This window comes from Streptomyces sp. NPDC005899 (assembly GCF_040629645.1).
Lineage (GTDB): Bacteria > Actinomycetota > Actinomycetes > Streptomycetales > Streptomycetaceae > Streptomyces.
The window spans coordinates 28,480-44,708 of sequence record NZ_JBEXWB010000020.1 but is presented as its reverse complement, the minus strand read 5'-3'; the positions used below and the strand labels follow the sequence as shown (position 1 = coordinate 44,708).

The following is a 16,229-nucleotide window of genomic DNA, read 5'->3' as shown; positions in this document are numbered from 1 at the left end:
CCCATGGCCGCCGGGGCACTGCGGCACGTTCCCCGGCGGGGCGCCGGCGGGAATCCGCGGGGCGGGGCCCGTGCGCGCAGGGATGCTGGGATGCTGGGGGAAAGCAGGGGCGCCGCGCCGAGCGGCGTGCGCGGAGCGGGACCGACAGTGGGGGACACAACCGTCGTGGAGGACAGGGTGCGGGTCGTCATCGCCGAGGATTCGGTACTGCTCCGGGAGGGGCTGACCCGGTTGCTGACCGACCTGGGGCACGACGTCGTGGCGGGGGTGGGGGATGCCGAGGCGCTGATCAGGACGGTGGGTGACCTCGCCGCGCTGGACGCGCTCCCGGACGTCGTCGTCGCGGATGTGCGGATGCCGCCGACCCACACCGACGAGGGTGTGCGGGCCGCGGTACGGCTGCGCAAGGAGTATCCGGACATCGGCGTGCTGGTGCTCTCCCAGTACGTCGAGGAGCAGTACGCCACCGAGTTGCTGGCGGGCAGCAGCCGGGGCGTCGGCTACCTGCTCAAGGACCGGGTGGCCGAGGTCAGGGAGTTCGTCGACGCCGTGGTGCGGGTGGCCCAGGGCGGGACCGCGCTGGACCCCGAGGTGGTGGCCCAGCTGCTGGGCCGCAGCCGCAAGCAGGACGTACTGGCCGGGCTCACGCCGCGCGAGCGGGAGGTCCTCGGCCTGATGGCGGAGGGCCGGACGAATTCGGCGGTCGCCAAGCAGCTGGTGGTCAGTGACGGGGCCGTGGAGAAGCACGTCAGCAACATCTTCATGAAGCTCGGCCTGTCCCCCAGCGACGGGGACCACCGGCGTGTGCTCGCGGTCCTCACCTATCTCAACTCCTGACGCGTCACGGGAACGGCATGGTCGACCGGGCGTGATCCGGAACCCGAGCGGCCGCCGCGCCCGCGGAGCCGCGCCGCGAGAACATGATCGATAATCCGTCCGCAGCCGCTTCGCAATACCCACCCCGAGCCTCGGGAAAACATGAATGAGAGCCGCATTCGGCGCCCTGCCCGGAGTCCGATCCGGAACCCGATCGGGAGCCTGATCCGGAACCGGACGGGGAGCCCTATGCGGAACCTGATCCGCAACGGCAGGCCTAGGTCGAAAGGCTGAGTCGGGAGGCGGTCCCGGCGGTCGGCCGGGGCTTGTGAAATGGGACGGAGTCGGATGAATTCATGTCCTGGATTCCCGTCCACCATATGATCGGTCCGAGGAAGGCGACCCTTACAGAAGTAGGGTGGGGCCCGGACCGCCCGCGGGCCGGCCGGTCCCGAGCCGCCGCCCCGAGGGAGGTCCAGTTCAGTGACCAGCCAGGTCAGTAGCCCAGCCGGAAAGACCGATGAGGCCAGCGAGGCCGTCGTCGGGGAGCACAGCGTCCCCTCCGCCGAGGGGACGGGCGCCGCGGAGAAGGAAGTCCGCCGCCTGGACCGGGTGATCATCCGTTTCGCGGGGGACTCGGGTGACGGCATGCAGTTGACGGGTGACCGGTTCACCTCGGAGACGGCTTCGTTCGGGAACGACCTGTCGACGCTGCCGAACTTCCCGGCCGAGATCCGGGCGCCCGCCGGAACCCTGCCGGGTGTGTCGTCGTTCCAGCTGCATTTCGCGGACCACGACATCCTGACGCCGGGTGACGCCCCGAATGTGCTGGTCGCGATGAATCCGGCGGCACTGAAGGCGAATATCGCCGACGTGCCGCGCGGGGCGGACATCATCGTGAACACGGACGAGTTCACGAAGCGCCCCATGGCCAAGGTCGGCTATGCGGTGTCGCCGCTGGAAGACGGATCGCTCGACGCGTACAACGTGCATCCGGTGCCGTTGACGACTTTGACGATCGAGGCCCTCAAGGAGTTCGGACTTTCCCGCAAGGAAGCCGAGCGGTCGAAGAACATGTTCGCGCTCGGGCTGCTCTCCTGGATGTACAACCGTCCGACGGAGGGCACGGAGAAGTTCCTGCGGTCCAAGTTCGCGAAGAAGCCGGTCATCGCCGAGGCGAACGTGGCGGCTTTCAAGGCGGGCTGGAATTTCGGGGAGACGACCGAGGACTTCGCCGTCTCGTACGAGGTCGCTCCGGCCTCGCACGCCTTCCCGACCGGTACCTACCGCAACATCTCGGGGAACCTGGCCCTGTCCTACGGGCTCATCGCGGCGGGCCGGCAGGCGGATCTCCCCCTGTACCTGGGGTCGTACCCGATCACCCCGGCGTCGGACATCCTGCACGAGCTGAGCAAGCACAAGAACTTCGGGGTGCGGACGTTCCAGGCCGAGGACGAGATCGCCGGGATCGGCGCGGCACTCGGTGCGGCGTTCGGCGGGTCCCTCGCGGTGACGACGACCTCGGGGCCCGGGGTGGCGCTGAAGTCGGAGACGATCGGCCTGGCGGTCTCGCTGGAGCTGCCGTTGCTGATCGTCGACATCCAGCGCGGCGGCCCCTCGACGGGCCTGCCGACGAAGACGGAGCAGGCGGACCTGCTCCAGGCGATGTACGGCCGCAACGGCGAGGCCCCCGTCCCGGTCATCGCGCCCAGGACCCCGGCTGACTGCTTCGACGCGGCCCTGGACGCGGCGAGGATCGCCCTGACCTACCGCACGCCGGTCTTCCTGCTGTCCGACGGCTACCTGGCGAACGGGTCGGAGCCGTGGCGGGTCCCGGAGATCGACAGCCTGCCCGACCTGCGCGTGCAGTTCGCGACCGGCCCCAACCACGAGCTCGCCGACGGCACGGAGGTGTTCTGGCCCTACAAGCGCGACCCCAGGACGCTGGCACGGCCGTGGGCCGTACCGGGGACCCCGGGGCTCGAGCACCGGATCGGGGGGATCGAGAAGCAGGACGGCACCGGGAACATCTCCTACGACCCGGCCAACCACGACTTCATGGTCCGCACCCGCCAGGCCAAGATCGACGGCATCGAGGTGCCCGACCTGGAGGTCGACGACCCGGCCGGCGCGACCACCCTCGCCCTGGGCTGGGGTTCGACCTACGGGCCGATCACCGCGGCGGTCCGCCGGCTGCGCGCCGCGGGCGAGACCATCGCACAGGCCCACCTGCGCCACCTCAACCCCTTCCCGAAGAACCTCGGGGAGGTGCTGAAGCGCTACGACAGGGTCGTCGTCCCGGAGATGAACCTCGGACAGCTCTCCAGTCTGCTGAGGGCCAGGTACCTCGTGGACGTGCGGAGTTACAACCAGGTCAACGGAATGCCCTTCAAGGCCGAGCAGCTCGCCACAGCCCTCAAGGAGGCCAACGGTGCCTGACGTCCACGCCAACGAACTCCTCCACCTGGTGCCCAAAGCCGAGGGTGCGCAGTCCATGAAGGACTTCAAGTCCGACCAGGAGGTGCGCTGGTGCCCGGGCTGCGGTGACTACGCGGTCCTGGCGGCGGTGCAGGGGTTCATGCCCGAGCTGGGGCTGGCCAAGGAGAACATCACGTTCGTCTCCGGCATCGGCTGCTCGTCCCGCTTCCCGTACTACATGAACACCTACGGGATGCACTCGATCCACGGCCGGGCGCCCTCCATCGCGACCGGGCTGGCCACCTCGCGCCGTGACCTGAGCGTGTGGGTCGTCACGGGTGACGGCGACGCCCTGTCCATCGGCGGGAACCACCTCATCCACGCCCTGCGCCGCAACGTCAACCTCAAGATCCTGCTCTTCAACAACCGGATCTACGGGCTCACCAAGGGCCAGTACAGTCCCACCTCCGAGGTCGGGAAGGTCACCAAGTCGACGCCCATGGGCTCGCTCGACGCGCCCTTCAACCCGGTGTCGCTGGCGATCGGGGCCGAGGCGTCCTTCGTGGCCCGCACCGTCGACTCCGACCGCAAGCACCTCACGAGCGTGCTCCGGGCCGCCGCGGACCATCCGGGCACCGCACTGGTGGAGATCTACCAGAACTGCAACATCTTCAACGACGGCGCCTTCGACGCCCTCAAGGACAAGGAGAGGGCCGAGGAGGCCGTCATCCGCCTGGAGCACGGCAAGCCGATCCGTTTCGGGGCCGACGGGGGCAAGGGTGTCGTCCGGGATCCGCTGACCGGCGACCTGGAGGTCGTGACGGTGACCGAGGAGAACCAGTCCCGGATCCTCGTCCACGACGCCCACAACCCCAGCCCCACCACCGCCTTCGCCCTCTCGCGGCTGGCCGACCCGGACACCCTGCACCACACCCCCATCGGGGTGCTGCGCAGCGTCGAGCGTCCCGTCTACGACACCCTGATGGCCGACCAGCTCGACACCGCGATCGAGCAACACGGCAAGGGCGACCTGAGCGCGCTGCTGGCGGGTGGCGACACCTGGACCGTCGTCGGCTGACCCCCGCGCACGACGTCCGCCCCACAGGCCCGGAGCCGGCCCGACCGGTCAGCTCCGGGCCTCGTCGTACGCCTCGCGTGCCGTCTCCACCGCGTCCAGCCGGTGCTCCGCCCAGCGGGCCAGCCCCCAGACCTGTTCCGCGGCCTCCCGGCCGAGCGGGGTCAGCGAGTAGTCCACGTGCGGCGGGATCACCGGCTTGGCGTCGCGGTGCACGAAACCGTCGCGCTCCAGTGTCCGCAGCGTCTGGGCCAGCATCTTCTCGCTGACGCCGCCCACCGTGCGCCGGAGCTCGCCGAAGCGGTACGGACGCTCCAGCAGCGCGGCCAGTGCGAGGACCCCCCAGCGGCTGGTCACGTGCTCCAGCACCACCCGGGAGGGGCACACCGGCCGGTTCACGTCCGGGACCCAGCGGGGCGCCCCGCCCGCGGCCTCCTGGCTCGTCGCACTCACGCTCATGCCAGTACCTTACTTCAAAGTGGGTACTTTCATTTGGTTAGCGCCCGACTTACGGTGAGTGCACGAAGCCCGCACGGACCAGCGCACAGGAGAGAAACCCCATGAGCATCGTTGTCACCGGAGCCACCGGCGAGCTCGGCCGTCTCGTCGTCGAGCGGCTGCTCGCCACGGTGCCGGCCGGGGAGGTCGTGGCGGTCGTCCGCGACGAGGGCAGGGCCGCCGCCCTCGCCGCACGCGGCGTCCGCCTCCGCGTCGCCGACTACGACCGGCCGGAGACCCTCGCCCACGCCTTCGGGGCGGGTGACCGGGTGCTGCTGATCTCCGGCAACGAGGTCGGCAGGCGGGTTCCGCAGCACACCGCCGTGATCGGGGCCGCCCGGGCCGCGGGGGTCGCGCAGCTCGCGTACACCGGTGTCCTGGGCGGCCCGGACGCCGACTTCCGGCTGGCCGCCGAACACAAGGTGACCGAACGGCTGATCCTCGACTCCGGGCTCCCGTACACCTTCCTGCGCAACGGCTGGTACACCGAGAACTACACGGCGAACCTCGCCCCCGTCCTGCGGCACGGCACCGTCGTGGCGAACGCCGGTGACGGCCGGGTCGCCTCCGCCACCCGGGCCGACTACGCCGCCGCGGCCGCGGCGGTCCTCACCGGCGAGGGGCACCTCGCCGCGACGTACGAGCTGAGCGGTGACGTCGCCTGGTCCCTGGCGGAGTACGCCGACGCGGTGGCGGCGGCGAGCGGCAAGGAGATCACCTACTCCGACGTGCCCGCCGCCACGCATCAGGAGATCCTCGTCCGGGCGGGGCTCCCCGAGGACTTCGCGGCGATCCTCGTCGACGTCGACGAGGCGGTCCGGCGCGGGCTGCTCGCGGGGACGACCGGCGACCTGGCCCGCCTCATCGGCCGCCCGACGACCCCCATGGCCGAGACGGTGGCCGCCGCGGTGGCCGCCCTGTGAGAGGCACGCCCTGAGGCACCTCGCGCGGACATCCGCCCTCCCCGAGGCGCCCCCCGCCTGCCGCCGGAGGCATGCCCGGACCACCCTGTCACGACCGTTACCGTGAGACGGGTATGACACCGGGGCCTTCCGGCGCTACCGTCGAGCGGTCGGCCGATCGCCGGCGCCGGACAGTGCCAGGAGGGACCCGTGAAGGGGAAGAACGAACAGCGGGCGGGCCTGCTGTACGGAGTCGGGGCGTACGGGATGTGGGGCCTCGTCCCCCTCTTCTGGCCGCTGCTGGAGCCGTCCGGGGCGGTGGAGATCCTCGCCCACCGGATGGTCTGGTCGCTGGGCGTCGTCGGGATCGCCCTGCTCGCCCTGCGCCGCTGGGCCTGGATCGGGGAGCTCGTGCGGCAGCCCCGGAAGCTGGGCCTGATCACGGCCGCCGCCGCCGTCATATCGGTCAACTGGGGCCTGTACATCTGGTCCGTCAACAACGGCCACGTGGTCGAGGCGTCGCTCGGTTACTTCATCAACCCCCTGGTGACGATCGCGATGGGCGTCCTGCTGCTCGGCGAGCGCCTGCGGCCCGCCCAGTGGGCCGCGGTCGCGACCGGCTTCGCCGCGGTGCTCGTCCTGGCGGTCGGGTACGGGCAGCCGCCGTGGATCTCGCTGACCCTGGCGTTCTCCTTCGCCACGTACGGCCTGGTGAAGAAGAAGGTCGGCATGGGCGGCCTGGAGTCCCTGGCCGCCGAGACCGCCGTGCTGTTCGTGCCCGCGCTCGGATTCCTGCTGTGGCTCGGCGCACGCGGTGACGCGACGTTCCTGGCCGGCGGGGCCGGGCACGGCGCCCTGCTCGCGGCGACGGGTCTCGTCACCGCGATCCCGCTCGTCTGCTTCGGGGCGGCGGCCATCCGGGTCCCGCTGTCCGTGCTCGGTCTGCTGCAGTACCTGGCGCCCGTCTTCCAGTTCACCCTCGGCATCCTGTACTTCCACGAGGAGATGCCGCCCGAGCGGTGGGCCGGCTTCGCCCTGGTCTGGGTGGCGTTGATGCTGCTGACCTGGGACGCGCTGCGCACGGCGCGGCGCACGAGGGCGCAGGCGCTGCGGCTGGCCGTGCGGGCGGCCGAGGTCACGGCACCGACCGGCACGGATTCCGCCTACGCGGCCGACGAGCGCACGGACCCCGCCACCCCGCCGTCGCCGGCGTCCACCAAGGATCCGGCCACGGGCCCGGCCGCCCCGCGGTAGGCCGGAGTCGGCGCACCCTGTCGTTACCGAGTTGCTTTTATTACTTGGTTACGTTTCCCTGGTTCCGGACGACTCGAACCTGGGAGATGGCGATGACCGACGTACTGATCGTGGGCGCGGGCCCCACCGGACTGACCCTGGCGTGCGACCTCGCCCGGCGGGGGATCGCCGTACGGGTCCTGGACAGGTCGCCGGAGCATCCGCGCAGTTCCCGGTCCAAGGGCCCCAACGCCCGCTCCCTGGAGGTGCTGGAGGACCTCGGCGTCGTCGACGCGGTCCTGGCCGCCGGATCGGCGCCGCTCCCCATGCGCAAGTACCGCGACGGCCTCCCCGTCACCGAGACCGACCCGTACGCGGACTCCTCCCCGACGCCGGACGCGCCCTACGACCGGGGGCGGCTCATCGCCCAGTGGCGGCTGGAGGAGGTCCTCCGCGACCGCCTCGCGGCCTACGGCGTGGAGGTCGAGCTGGGCACCGAGGTCGTGGGGCTCACGGAGGGCGCCACCGCCGTGACCGCCGAGCTGGCCGGCGGGTCCCGGGCCACCGCACGGTACGTGGTGGGCTGCGACGGCGCCCACAGCTCCGTACGGAAACTGCTCCGCGTCCCGTTCGACGGGGCGACGGACGAGGAGCAGGTCATGGTCTGCGGCGACGTCGAGATCACCCCGGGCGTCCTGGACCGGGGCGTCTGGCACCAGTGGTTCGACGAGGACGGGGCCGTCATGCTGTGCCCGATCCCGGGCACCCGGGCCGGCTGGTGGTACCAGTCGGGTCCCGAGCGGGATTCCCGGGGCCGCCCGCTCGCCCCGAGCCACGACGGCTTCCGGCGCCTCTTCGCCCGGCACACCCGGCTCCCCGCCGCACACCTCACCGCCGCCACGCTGCTGTCCACGTACCGCGTCAACGTGCGGATGGCCGACCGCTACCGGGTGGGCCGGGTCCTCCTCGCCGGGGACGCCGCCCATGTGCACTCCATCGCGGGGGGCCTCGGCATGAACACCGGCATCCAGGACGCCTACAACCTGGGCTGGAAGCTCGCACAGGTGGTGCGGGGCCGGGCGCACCCCGGGCTGCTCGACACCTACGAGGAGGAGCGGCTCCCGGTCGCCGCCTGGACACTGGACCTCACCTCCGAGCGGCTGCGGGCCACGCTCGAGGCGATCAGGAAGCCGGGCGGCGGGCTGGACAGCGCGGTCACCCCCGAGACGGCCGGTCTCGACCGCGGTTACCGGTGGAGCTCCCTCGCGCGCCCCGGACACAGGGCCGGGGCCGGCGGCCCGCTGTCCGGCGACCGGGCGCCCGACGCCCCGTGCCGCGAGGCGGTCACCGGCGCACCGATCCGCCTCTTCCACGCGTTCGCCGGACCGCACCTCACCGTGCTCGGCTTCGGCGCGGGTGCGGCGCACGCGCTGGAGGCGGCGGTCGCCGCCCACGGGGACACCGTGCGGGCGTACCGGGTGTACGGCCCCGGGGAGGCGACCCCCGCCTCCCCGGGCGGCCCGGCGGGACTGCACGACGACGCGGGGCACGCACGGTCGGCGTACGGCGTGGAGGAGGACGCCGTCGTCGTGATCCGCCCCGACAACCACGTCGGGCTGATCGCGACGGCGGGCGACACCGCGGCGGTGCTGGGGTACCTCGACGCGCTCGACCGTGCTCCCCGGGCGGATCGGACGGGTACCGCGGACATGGTGGACGGCGCGCGCAAAGGCTGATCGAGTGCCCGGGATGGAAACGCTTCTGGGGGACATGAGGCACGTCCGGTGGCACGAACTGCGTCACGCCCAGGGGTCGGCGTCCCAGGTCCCCGGCCTGCTGTCGCGGATCGCCTGGGGCGACGGCGAGTCGGCGGGGGACGCGCTGGGCGACCTGGGGCGGTGGATAGGCGCCGGGGCGCTCTTCGACTCGACCGTCGCCGCCGTCCCGTTCCTGTGGGAACTGGCCGACGCGGAGACGGTGAGGGACCGCGCGGGGGTGCTCGACCTCCTGCGTACGATCCTCGCGCACGCGCACGCGCACGGGCACGCGCACCGGCCGGAGTGGACGCGGGCCGCGCACGCGGCCGTGCTGGTGGGCCGGCCGACGGCCGAGCGGCTGGCCGGGCACGGCGATCCGGCGGTCCGCGAAGCCGCCGGGACCCTCCTCGCCTCGGCCGACGCACACGCCTGCGGCGCCTGCCCGCCGGCCCGTGGCCCCCTCCCGGACGCCCGCACGGCGTAAATCGGCCCGCTCCCGGCGATCGTGTTGCCGGTCCGACGGCGCACCCGCTATGAACGGTCGCATGACCCTGCACTGGAAAGTCGTCATCGACGCCAACGACCCGCACGGCCAGGCCGACTTCTGGGCCGAGGCCCTCGGATACCTGGTCGAGGACAACAGCGCCCTGATCGGCCGGTTGCTGGAGGCCGGGGCCCTGCCCGGGGCGGCCGTGGTCGAGTCCCACGGGCGCCACGCGTTCCGCGACCTCGTCGCGGTGCGGCACCCGGACGACCCGTACGAGGAGGGGAGCGGCACCGGTCTGGGGCGCCGCCTGCTCTTCCAGCGCGTACCGGAGCCCAAGACGGTGAAGAACCGTCTCCACCTGGACGTGCACGCGCCCCCCGGGCAGCGCGACGCGGAGGTGGAGCGGCTGGTGTCCCTGGGGGCGAGCGTGCTGCGCAGCGTCGAGGAGCCGGGCGGTTCGTGGCAGGTCCTCCTCGACCCGGAGGGCAACGAGTTCTGCGTGCAGTGACAGGCGGGCCGTCCGCTCCGTGAGGCGGGGAGAGGCCCTCGGGCCGGCGGTGTCCGTCCGGGGGCCCGCGCCTCCTACGCTGGGCCCATGTCGACCCCACCCGCCCACAGCCTCGTCGCGACCGACCTGGACGGCACCCTCCTGCGCTCCGACGACACCGTGAGCGCCCGCACCCGAACCGCCCTGACCCGCGCCGCATCGGCCGGCGCACCGCATCTGATCGTCACGGGGCGGCCGGTGCCCGGCATACGCGCCCTGCTCGCCGACCTCTCCTACGAGGGCCTAGCGGTCTGCGGGCAGGGCACCCAGGTGTACGACGCCGGCTCCGCCCGGATGCTGAGTTCGCGCACGCTCGACCGGGAACTGGCCGACACCGCGCTCGGCAAGATCGAGGCCGAGGTCGGGCCGGTGTTCGCCGCCGTGGACCAGGACGGGACCGAGGGCAGGACCCTGATCGAGCCCGGCTACCTGATGCCCCACCCCACGCTCCCGGCCCAGCGGACCGGGCACCGGCGTGAGCTCTGGGAAGCCCCGGTCATCAAGGTCCTGGTGCGCCACCCGCGGCTGACGGACGACGAGCTGGCCGCCGCCGCCCGTGCGGTCGTGGGCGATCTGGCGACCGTCACGATGGCGGGTCCCGGCACGGTGGAGCTGGCGCCCCACGGCGTGGACAAGGGGACCGGGTTCGGCCTGGCCGCCGAAATCCTGGGCCGCGACCCGGCCGGGGCGGTGGCCTTCGGCGACATGCCGAACGACCTGCCGATGTTCCGCCGATCGGGCCACCGGGTGGCGATGGCGGGGGCCCATCCGGAGCTGCGGGCCGCCGCGGACGAGATCACCCTGTCGAACGACGACGACGGGGTGGCGGTGGTCCTGGAGCGGTTGTTCGGCCGGAGGTGAGGGGTGGGGCGGGATGGGGTGGGGCGGGACCCACCCGGCCCTCCCCCGGCTTCGCCCAGGTGCCGCCCGGCACACCCCCGGCCTGCCCTGGCAGGCGCGAGGGAGACCGGGCCGCCCGGGCAGGCGCGGAAGGGCCCGCCCGGACAGGCGCGGGGAGGCCCGGACGGGCTCCCCGCGTCAGTCCACGTCCCCCGGGGCCGCTCCCAGGGACCGCAGGACGTGGGCCACCAGAGCGGCGACGGCCGCCTCGTCCTGAGGGGGCTTGCGCAGGACATGGCGGTAGTAGACGGGGCCGTACAGCATCTCCACCGCCAGGGGGAGGTCGGCACCGGCCGGGATCTGCCCCTGCTCCCGCGCGCTGCGCAGCCGTCCCAGCGCGGCCTCGAAACGGGGGTCGACGAGCTGCTCGCGGACGGCCCGGGCCAGCTCGTCGTCGTGGTGCATCTCGGAGAGGATGCCCGCGTAGGCCGGTCCGTACGGTGCTGTCGAGATGAGCTGGACGGCGCTGTTGATGTGGGTGCGCAGGTCGGCCGCGATGTCCCCGGAGTCCGTGAAGGGCGTGGCTCCGACGAGCGCCTCGGTGAAGGCCTCCAGCAGGACGGCGCCCTTCGACGGCCACCACCGGTAGATGGTCTTCTTGCTCACGCCGGCGCGGGCGGCGATGGCCTCCACGGTGACCCGGCCGTACCCCTTCTCCGAGCACAGCTCCAGAGCCGCGTCCAGCGTCGCCCGTCGTGATCGCTCGCTGCGGCGACCGGAACTCGGCGATGTGATCATTCGGTGAGCATAGGGGGATTCCGGCCACCTCTTGTTGACAGCTCGTCGCCAGAAGTCGAACAATGACGAGGTAGAAACGGAACGTACCGTGTCGTGCGCGTTCCGTGCCTTACACCGTTCGTGCCGTTCGTGCCGCGACGAGCCGATCGGGGGACGGCTCGACCGGCCGACGGCGCGAACCGGCCACCTGGTCGTCTCCTCGGGCGGTGCGCCCCTGGCCGAGAATCGCGCCCGGGCCGCCGCAGACGCGCGGCCCGCACAGGACGCCGGACCGCGTGACCCACGAACGCGCGGATCGCAGCCCTGCCGGTCCGCTGCCGCCGGGTGAAGGCACAACACGGCGGCACCCGAACTTCCCTCGCACCCGAACCTTCGCCGGGCTGCCGGTGCCGACCGCCCGCCCGCCCCGGCAGCCCCCGGGGCCGACGGACCCCGGTGATCCGCGTCCGCCTCCCGCCGCGCCCTCCGGGTCGGGACCCGTCCCCCCGGGCCCTCCGCCCCGCGCCCAGGCCCCTCGCTCCCGGGCCGCCTGCGCGCCGGACGCCGGAGCCCCGCCACCGGCACCCGGACACGGGAAACCCCCGGGGCGCTCACGCGTACGCGCCCCGGGGGTCACGGCCCGGACGGTGACGGCGGGTGCGGGCCTCTTCCCGCACCCGCCGTCCGTGCCGCCGTCCCTGCCCGGCCTTGCCCGTGCGGCCTCCGGCGCACGGTCCGGCACCGGACGCGGCGCTCCTACTCGGCGGCGTCGGCCGCCTTCACCAGGGCGTCCTTGGTGACCGCTCCGACGTAGACCTTGCCGTCGTCCGTCATCAGTGCGTTGACCAGGCGCGTCCTGAAGACCGTGCCGGAGCCGAAGTCGCCGGTGACCTTGTCGCCGAGCGCGTCCAGGAACTGCTGCGCCTGGGCGGGCATGTCGCCGGAGCCCTCGGCCGGGAGGCCCGCGCCGCCCGGCAGTTCGACCTCGGCGACCGCGTTCCAGCCCTCACCGATGACGTCGAGGCCCTTGAAGTCCTCCCCCAGGGCGGCGACGTCCTTCCGCGCCTTCTCGTCCATCCCGTTCTTCGCGGCACCGGCCGACAGCTCGTCGGCCTCGGTCACCTCGGCCCCCTTGGGCGGGGTGAAGGAGAAGGAGGACGCGGCGGGCTTCCGGAAGTCGACCTTGGTGAACCCGGCGTCGATCGCGGCCTTGCCACCGCTGCTCGGAGCGAGGGTGAACTTCAGCGGTACGCCGGTCGAGGCGTCGACCGCGATCCGGACGGATCCGATCGTCGAGCCGGACTGCTTCGGCTTGATCAGCAGCTGGTAGGCGTCGCGGCCCGCCACCTGCGCCGTGCCGTCGACGGTGACCGACGTCGTGTCGCCGGCCGCCGCGAGGGCCTCCTCGGCCAGTTCCCCGGGGGTCGCCGGGACGCCCTCGGGTGCCGCGTGCTTCCCGGCCTTCCCGTCGGCCCCCTCGGACCGCGCGTGGTAGACCTGGTTGCTCCCGCTGTCGTGGGCCCAGACGTCGTCCCCGTTGTGGACGACGCTGTACTCGGAGCCCTCGCCGAGGATCGAGAGGCGCTGCCGGTCGGGGCCGTCGACCGCCACCCGGAGCGTGTGCGTACCGGACGCGAGCTCCATCAGCTTCGTCTCGGGGGCGGCGCTCGACGCGCCGCCGCCGCCCTGCGCCCCCGGCACGAAGGAGCCCGCGAGCCCGCCGAGGGACGGGATGCCGAGGTCGGTGCTGATCTTCAGCGTGCCGGAGAGCTGCTCCTCGTCCGACGCGGCGATCTTCTCGACGAGCTGCTGTGCGGTGATCTCCGGCAGGTCCGGGTCGCCGGAGCTCGCCAGTGCCGGGACGAGCCCGATCGTCGCCGCCGCCACCCCCGCCACCGCGACGGGGACGATGTAGCGTGCCGCCTTCCGGCGGCCCACGACAGTGCTCGTGGCCTCGCCGGTGGTCTCCGCGCTGTCGTTCGGTGCCATGTGTGCCCTACCTCCGTGGTCGGCGGCTGCCATCCCGTTGCACTCGTCCACCCCTCGCCGCCCTGCTCACCCGATGTGGTCAGGAGTGGTTGTCCTCCATCTGACCAAATCGGGCGGCGACAAGCGTCAGCCCCCGGGTGCAACTGTCGCTACCTCTCCGGGATGACTCCGAGGGGGGCGGAGCCCCTAGGGGGCGACGGCCCGCGCGCGCCGGGGGTCAGCCCGCGCGGTGCACCACGGCGTCGCACAGCTCTTCGAGCGCGGCCTTCGCGTAGCACTCGGGCAGCGGCGCCAGGGTGGCCCTCGCCTCCTGGGCGTAGCGGACGGTGTCCCGCCGCGCCTGCTCCAGCGCCGGGTGGGCGCGCAGGCCGCCGAGGGCCCGGGCGAGCCGGTCGTCGTCGCCGAGGTCGCCGTCCAGCAGTTCCACGAGCGCGAGGTCCTCCGGCCTGCCCTCGGCCGCCGCCCGCGCGCGCAGGTGGAGGACCGGGAGCGTGGGGATGCCCTCGCGCAGGTCGGTGCCGGGTGTCTTGCCGGACTCGTGCGAGTCGGAGGCGATGTCGAGTACGTCGTCGGCGAGCTGGAAGGCGATGCCGAGCCGTTCGCCGTACTGGGTGAGGATGTCGACGACCGACTCGTCGGCCCCGGCCATCATGGCGCCGAAGCGTCCGGACACGGCGACCAGGGAGCCGGTCTTGCCGCCCAGGACGTCCATGTAGTGGTCGACGGGGTCGCAGCCTTCGCGCGGGCCCGCCGTCTCCAGGATCTGTCCGGTGACGAGGCGCTCGAACGCCTCCGCCTGGACGCGTACGGCCTCGGGGCCGAGGTCGGCCAGGATGTGGGAGGCCCGGGCGAAGAGGAAGTCACCCGTCAGGACGGCGACGGAGTTGCCCCAGCGGGTGTTCGCGCTGTCCACCCCGCGGCGCACGTCCGCCTCGTCCATCACGTCGTCGTGGTACAGCGTCGCCAGGTGCGTCAGTTCGACGACCACGGCGGCGGGCACGATCCCCGGCGCGCCCGGGTCCCCGAACTGGGACGCCAGCATCACCAGGAGCGGACGGAACCGCTTGCCGCCCGCGCTGACGAGGTGTTGTGCCGCCTCCGTGATGAACGGGACGTCGCTTTTCGTGGCGTCCAGCAGCCCCGCCTCGACAGCGGCCAAACCGGCCTGGACATCGGCCTCAAGAGCCTGGTCCCGCACGCGCAGTCCGAACGGCCCGACGACGGTCACGAGGGGGTCTCCTGTCTGCTGACGATCACACGGAATGTCGATGTGTCGCTGTCTTCACCCAAGCCAGCGTATCCGGTCGCCTTTGGATCACCGTGGGCGCCTTCCCGCCGCCGCCGGTATGTTCGGGATGAGCCCATACGATCAGGAGTTGTCGCTTTGTCCCACACCGTGACCGGTACCGAACCGGATCAGCCACCACCCGAGGACGATCACGCCTTCTTCGGGCAGCCGCGGGGCCTGATGACCCTGTCGGGGCTGGAGGTGTGGGAGCGCTTCTCGTTCCTCGGGATGCAGGCGATCCTGGTGCTGTTCTTCGCCGACAGGGTGTCCGACGGCGGGCTGGGCATGGACCCGGGCACCGCCGCCTCGGTGTCGGCGGCCTACGGCACCCTCGTCTACCTGGTCTCCGTCGCGGGCGGCTGGCTGGCCGACCGGATCCTCGGCTCCTACCGCGCCGTCCTGTACGGCGGCGTCCTCATCGCCTGCGGCCACTACGCGATGGCCGTACCGGCCGCCGTGACGACCTGGGTGGGCCTCGGCCTGATCAGCGCGGGTACGGGCCTGCTGAAGCCGAACGTCGCCTCGATGGTGGGGAAGCTCTACCGCACCGAGGACGCGCGCCGGGACGCCGGGTTCGCGCTCTACTACATGGGCATCAACATCGGCGCCTTCGCCGGCCCGCTGGTCACCGGCTGGCTGGGAGAGCACGCGAGCTGGCACTGGGGGTTCTCGGCCGCCGCGGTCGGCATGACGCTCGGACTCGTCCAGTACGTGGCGGGCCGGCGTCACCTGGCCGGGCGGAAGCACGCGGCGGAGTACGCCCTCGCGCCCGGCCCGATGCGCCGGGCCGTGCTGCTGGGCGCCGCGGGACTGCTCACGGCCGCCCTGGTGGCGAGCGCCCTCGCCCTGGCCGGATGGCTCACGATGGACCGCTTCGTCGACGTCCTCACGCTGGTCTCCGTGATCGCGCCCGTCGTGTACTTCACGGTGATGTTCCGCAGCCCCCGGGTGACCGCGGACGAGCGCGGCAGGCTGCGTCCGTACGTGGTGCTGTTCCTGGCGTCCGTCGTCTTCAACTTCATCCTCTTCCAGGCGTACTCGACGATGATGCTGCTCGCCTCGACGAACGCCCGCACGGAGGTCTTCGGCTTCCACTTCCCGGCGGGCTGGTACGCCTCCGCGCTCGGCGCCTTCGAGGTCGCGCTGGCACCCGTCGTGGCCGCCGTGTGGGCCCGGATGGGTCCGCGCCAGCCGCACGCCTCCAACAAGATCGCGTTCGGGGTGATCCTCGGCGGCCTGTCCTTCCTCCTGATGGTCCTGCCGACCTCCGGGCACACCGGCGACACCTACCGGATGGCCGCCTGGTGGATCGTCGGCTCGTACCTGCTGCTCGGTCTCGGCGACGTCCTGCTGGAGACCTCCGGCATGTCCGCCACCACCAAGCTCGCCCCCCGGGCGTTCGCCAGCCAGACGATGGCGCTCTGGTTCCTGTCCCTGGCCCTGGCCAACGGCATCCAGGCACAGATCGTGAAGCTGTACGGCGAGGTCTCCAACCCCGCCTATTTCGGTGTCAATGGCGCTGTCGCGGTGGTGGCCGGTGTGGCCGTCGTCGCCGCCGCTCCCTGGCTCAGGCGCACCATGCACCCCGTCCACTGAGGTATC

14 protein-coding genes are annotated in these 16,229 nt (G+C 72.5%); 10 read left to right on the top strand and 4 right to left on the bottom strand.

What is annotated here, in order from left to right; genetic code table 11:
• Positions 1–177 precede the first annotated feature (177 nt).
• The 3 genes from ABZ371_RS04990 to ABZ371_RS04980 all read left to right on the top strand — a co-directional run bounded on the left by ABZ371_RS04990 (position 178) and on the right by ABZ371_RS04980 (position 4,312).
• Entirely contained in the window at positions 178–837 is a 660-nt protein-coding gene (locus ABZ371_RS04990) for a response regulator transcription factor (protein ID WP_358673563.1), read from the top strand.
• Positions 838–1,299: 462 nt separating this feature from the next.
• Positions 1,300–3,255: a 2-oxoacid:acceptor oxidoreductase subunit alpha gene (locus ABZ371_RS04985; protein WP_358673560.1), complete on the top strand. Its 1,956-nt coding sequence runs from the start codon at positions 1,300–1,302 to the stop codon at positions 3,253–3,255.
• Positions 3,248–4,312 carry a 2-oxoacid:ferredoxin oxidoreductase subunit beta gene (locus ABZ371_RS04980; RefSeq protein ID WP_358673557.1) on the top strand — a complete coding sequence of 355 codons (1,065 nt, stop codon included), beginning with the start codon at positions 3,248–3,250 and terminating at the stop codon, positions 4,310–4,312. Before ABZ371_RS04985 ends, ABZ371_RS04980 begins: the two co-directional genes overlap by 8 nt.
• Before the next feature lie 48 nt (positions 4,313–4,360).
• On the opposite strand, the gene ABZ371_RS04975 is transcribed toward ABZ371_RS04980, so the two are convergent.
• Entirely contained in the window at positions 4,361–4,768 is a 408-nt protein-coding gene (locus tag ABZ371_RS04975) for a helix-turn-helix domain-containing protein (protein WP_358673555.1), read from the bottom strand.
• A gap of 101 nt (positions 4,769–4,869) precedes the next feature.
• On the opposite strand from ABZ371_RS04975, the gene ABZ371_RS04970 reads away from it, so the two are divergent.
• The 6 genes from ABZ371_RS04970 (at position 4,870) to ABZ371_RS04945 (ending at position 10,594) form a co-directional block, all read left to right on the top strand.
• Complete coding sequence (locus tag ABZ371_RS04970) at positions 4,870–5,730, top strand: SDR family oxidoreductase (protein WP_358673552.1); 861 nt, start codon at positions 4,870–4,872, stop codon at positions 5,728–5,730.
• A gap of 189 nt (positions 5,731–5,919) precedes the next feature.
• Positions 5,920–6,963, top strand: a complete 1,044-nt coding sequence (gene rarD, locus ABZ371_RS04965) for an EamA family transporter RarD (RefSeq protein ID WP_358673549.1) — start codon at positions 5,920–5,922, stop codon at positions 6,961–6,963.
• A gap of 92 nt (positions 6,964–7,055) precedes the next feature.
• Positions 7,056–8,678, top strand: a complete 1,623-nt coding sequence (locus ABZ371_RS04960; RefSeq protein WP_358673546.1) for an FAD-dependent oxidoreductase — start codon at positions 7,056–7,058, stop codon at positions 8,676–8,678.
• A 13-nt stretch (positions 8,679–8,691) separates the two neighbouring features.
• Positions 8,692–9,183 (top strand): hypothetical protein, encoded by a 492-nt coding sequence (locus ABZ371_RS04955; RefSeq protein WP_358673543.1) that lies wholly within the window; start codon positions 8,692–8,694, stop codon positions 9,181–9,183.
• A gap of 61 nt (positions 9,184–9,244) precedes the next feature.
• The gene (locus ABZ371_RS04950; RefSeq protein WP_358673540.1) at positions 9,245–9,694 is read left to right on the top strand and encodes a VOC family protein; all 450 of its coding nucleotides are present in this window, start codon (positions 9,245–9,247) and stop codon (positions 9,692–9,694) included.
• Between the two features lie 87 nt (positions 9,695–9,781).
• Positions 9,782–10,594: an HAD family hydrolase gene (locus tag ABZ371_RS04945; protein ID WP_358673537.1), complete on the top strand. Its 813-nt coding sequence runs from the start codon at positions 9,782–9,784 to the stop codon at positions 10,592–10,594.
• A gap of 177 nt (positions 10,595–10,771) precedes the next feature.
• Here the strand turns inward: ABZ371_RS04945 and ABZ371_RS04940 are convergent, their stop codons facing one another.
• The 3 genes from ABZ371_RS04940 to ABZ371_RS04930 form a co-directional block, all read right to left on the bottom strand.
• Positions 10,772–11,371 (bottom strand): TetR/AcrR family transcriptional regulator, encoded by a 600-nt coding sequence (locus ABZ371_RS04940; protein WP_358673534.1) that lies wholly within the window; start codon positions 11,369–11,371, stop codon positions 10,772–10,774.
• 735 nt (positions 11,372–12,106) lie between these two features.
• A complete protein-coding gene (locus ABZ371_RS04935) occupies positions 12,107–13,339 on the bottom strand; it encodes a DUF2092 domain-containing protein (protein WP_358673531.1) in 1,233 nt (410 codons plus the stop codon).
• Positions 13,340–13,556: 217 nt separating this feature from the next.
• The gene (locus tag ABZ371_RS04930; RefSeq protein ID WP_358673528.1) at positions 13,557–14,567 is read right to left on the bottom strand and encodes a polyprenyl synthetase family protein; all 1,011 of its coding nucleotides are present in this window, start codon (positions 14,565–14,567) and stop codon (positions 13,557–13,559) included.
• A gap of 156 nt (positions 14,568–14,723) precedes the next feature.
• Between ABZ371_RS04930 and ABZ371_RS04925 the strand changes: the two genes are divergently transcribed.
• Complete coding sequence (locus ABZ371_RS04925; RefSeq protein WP_358673525.1) at positions 14,724–16,223, top strand: peptide MFS transporter; 1,500 nt, start codon at positions 14,724–14,726, stop codon at positions 16,221–16,223.
• Positions 16,224–16,229 lie beyond the last annotated feature (6 nt).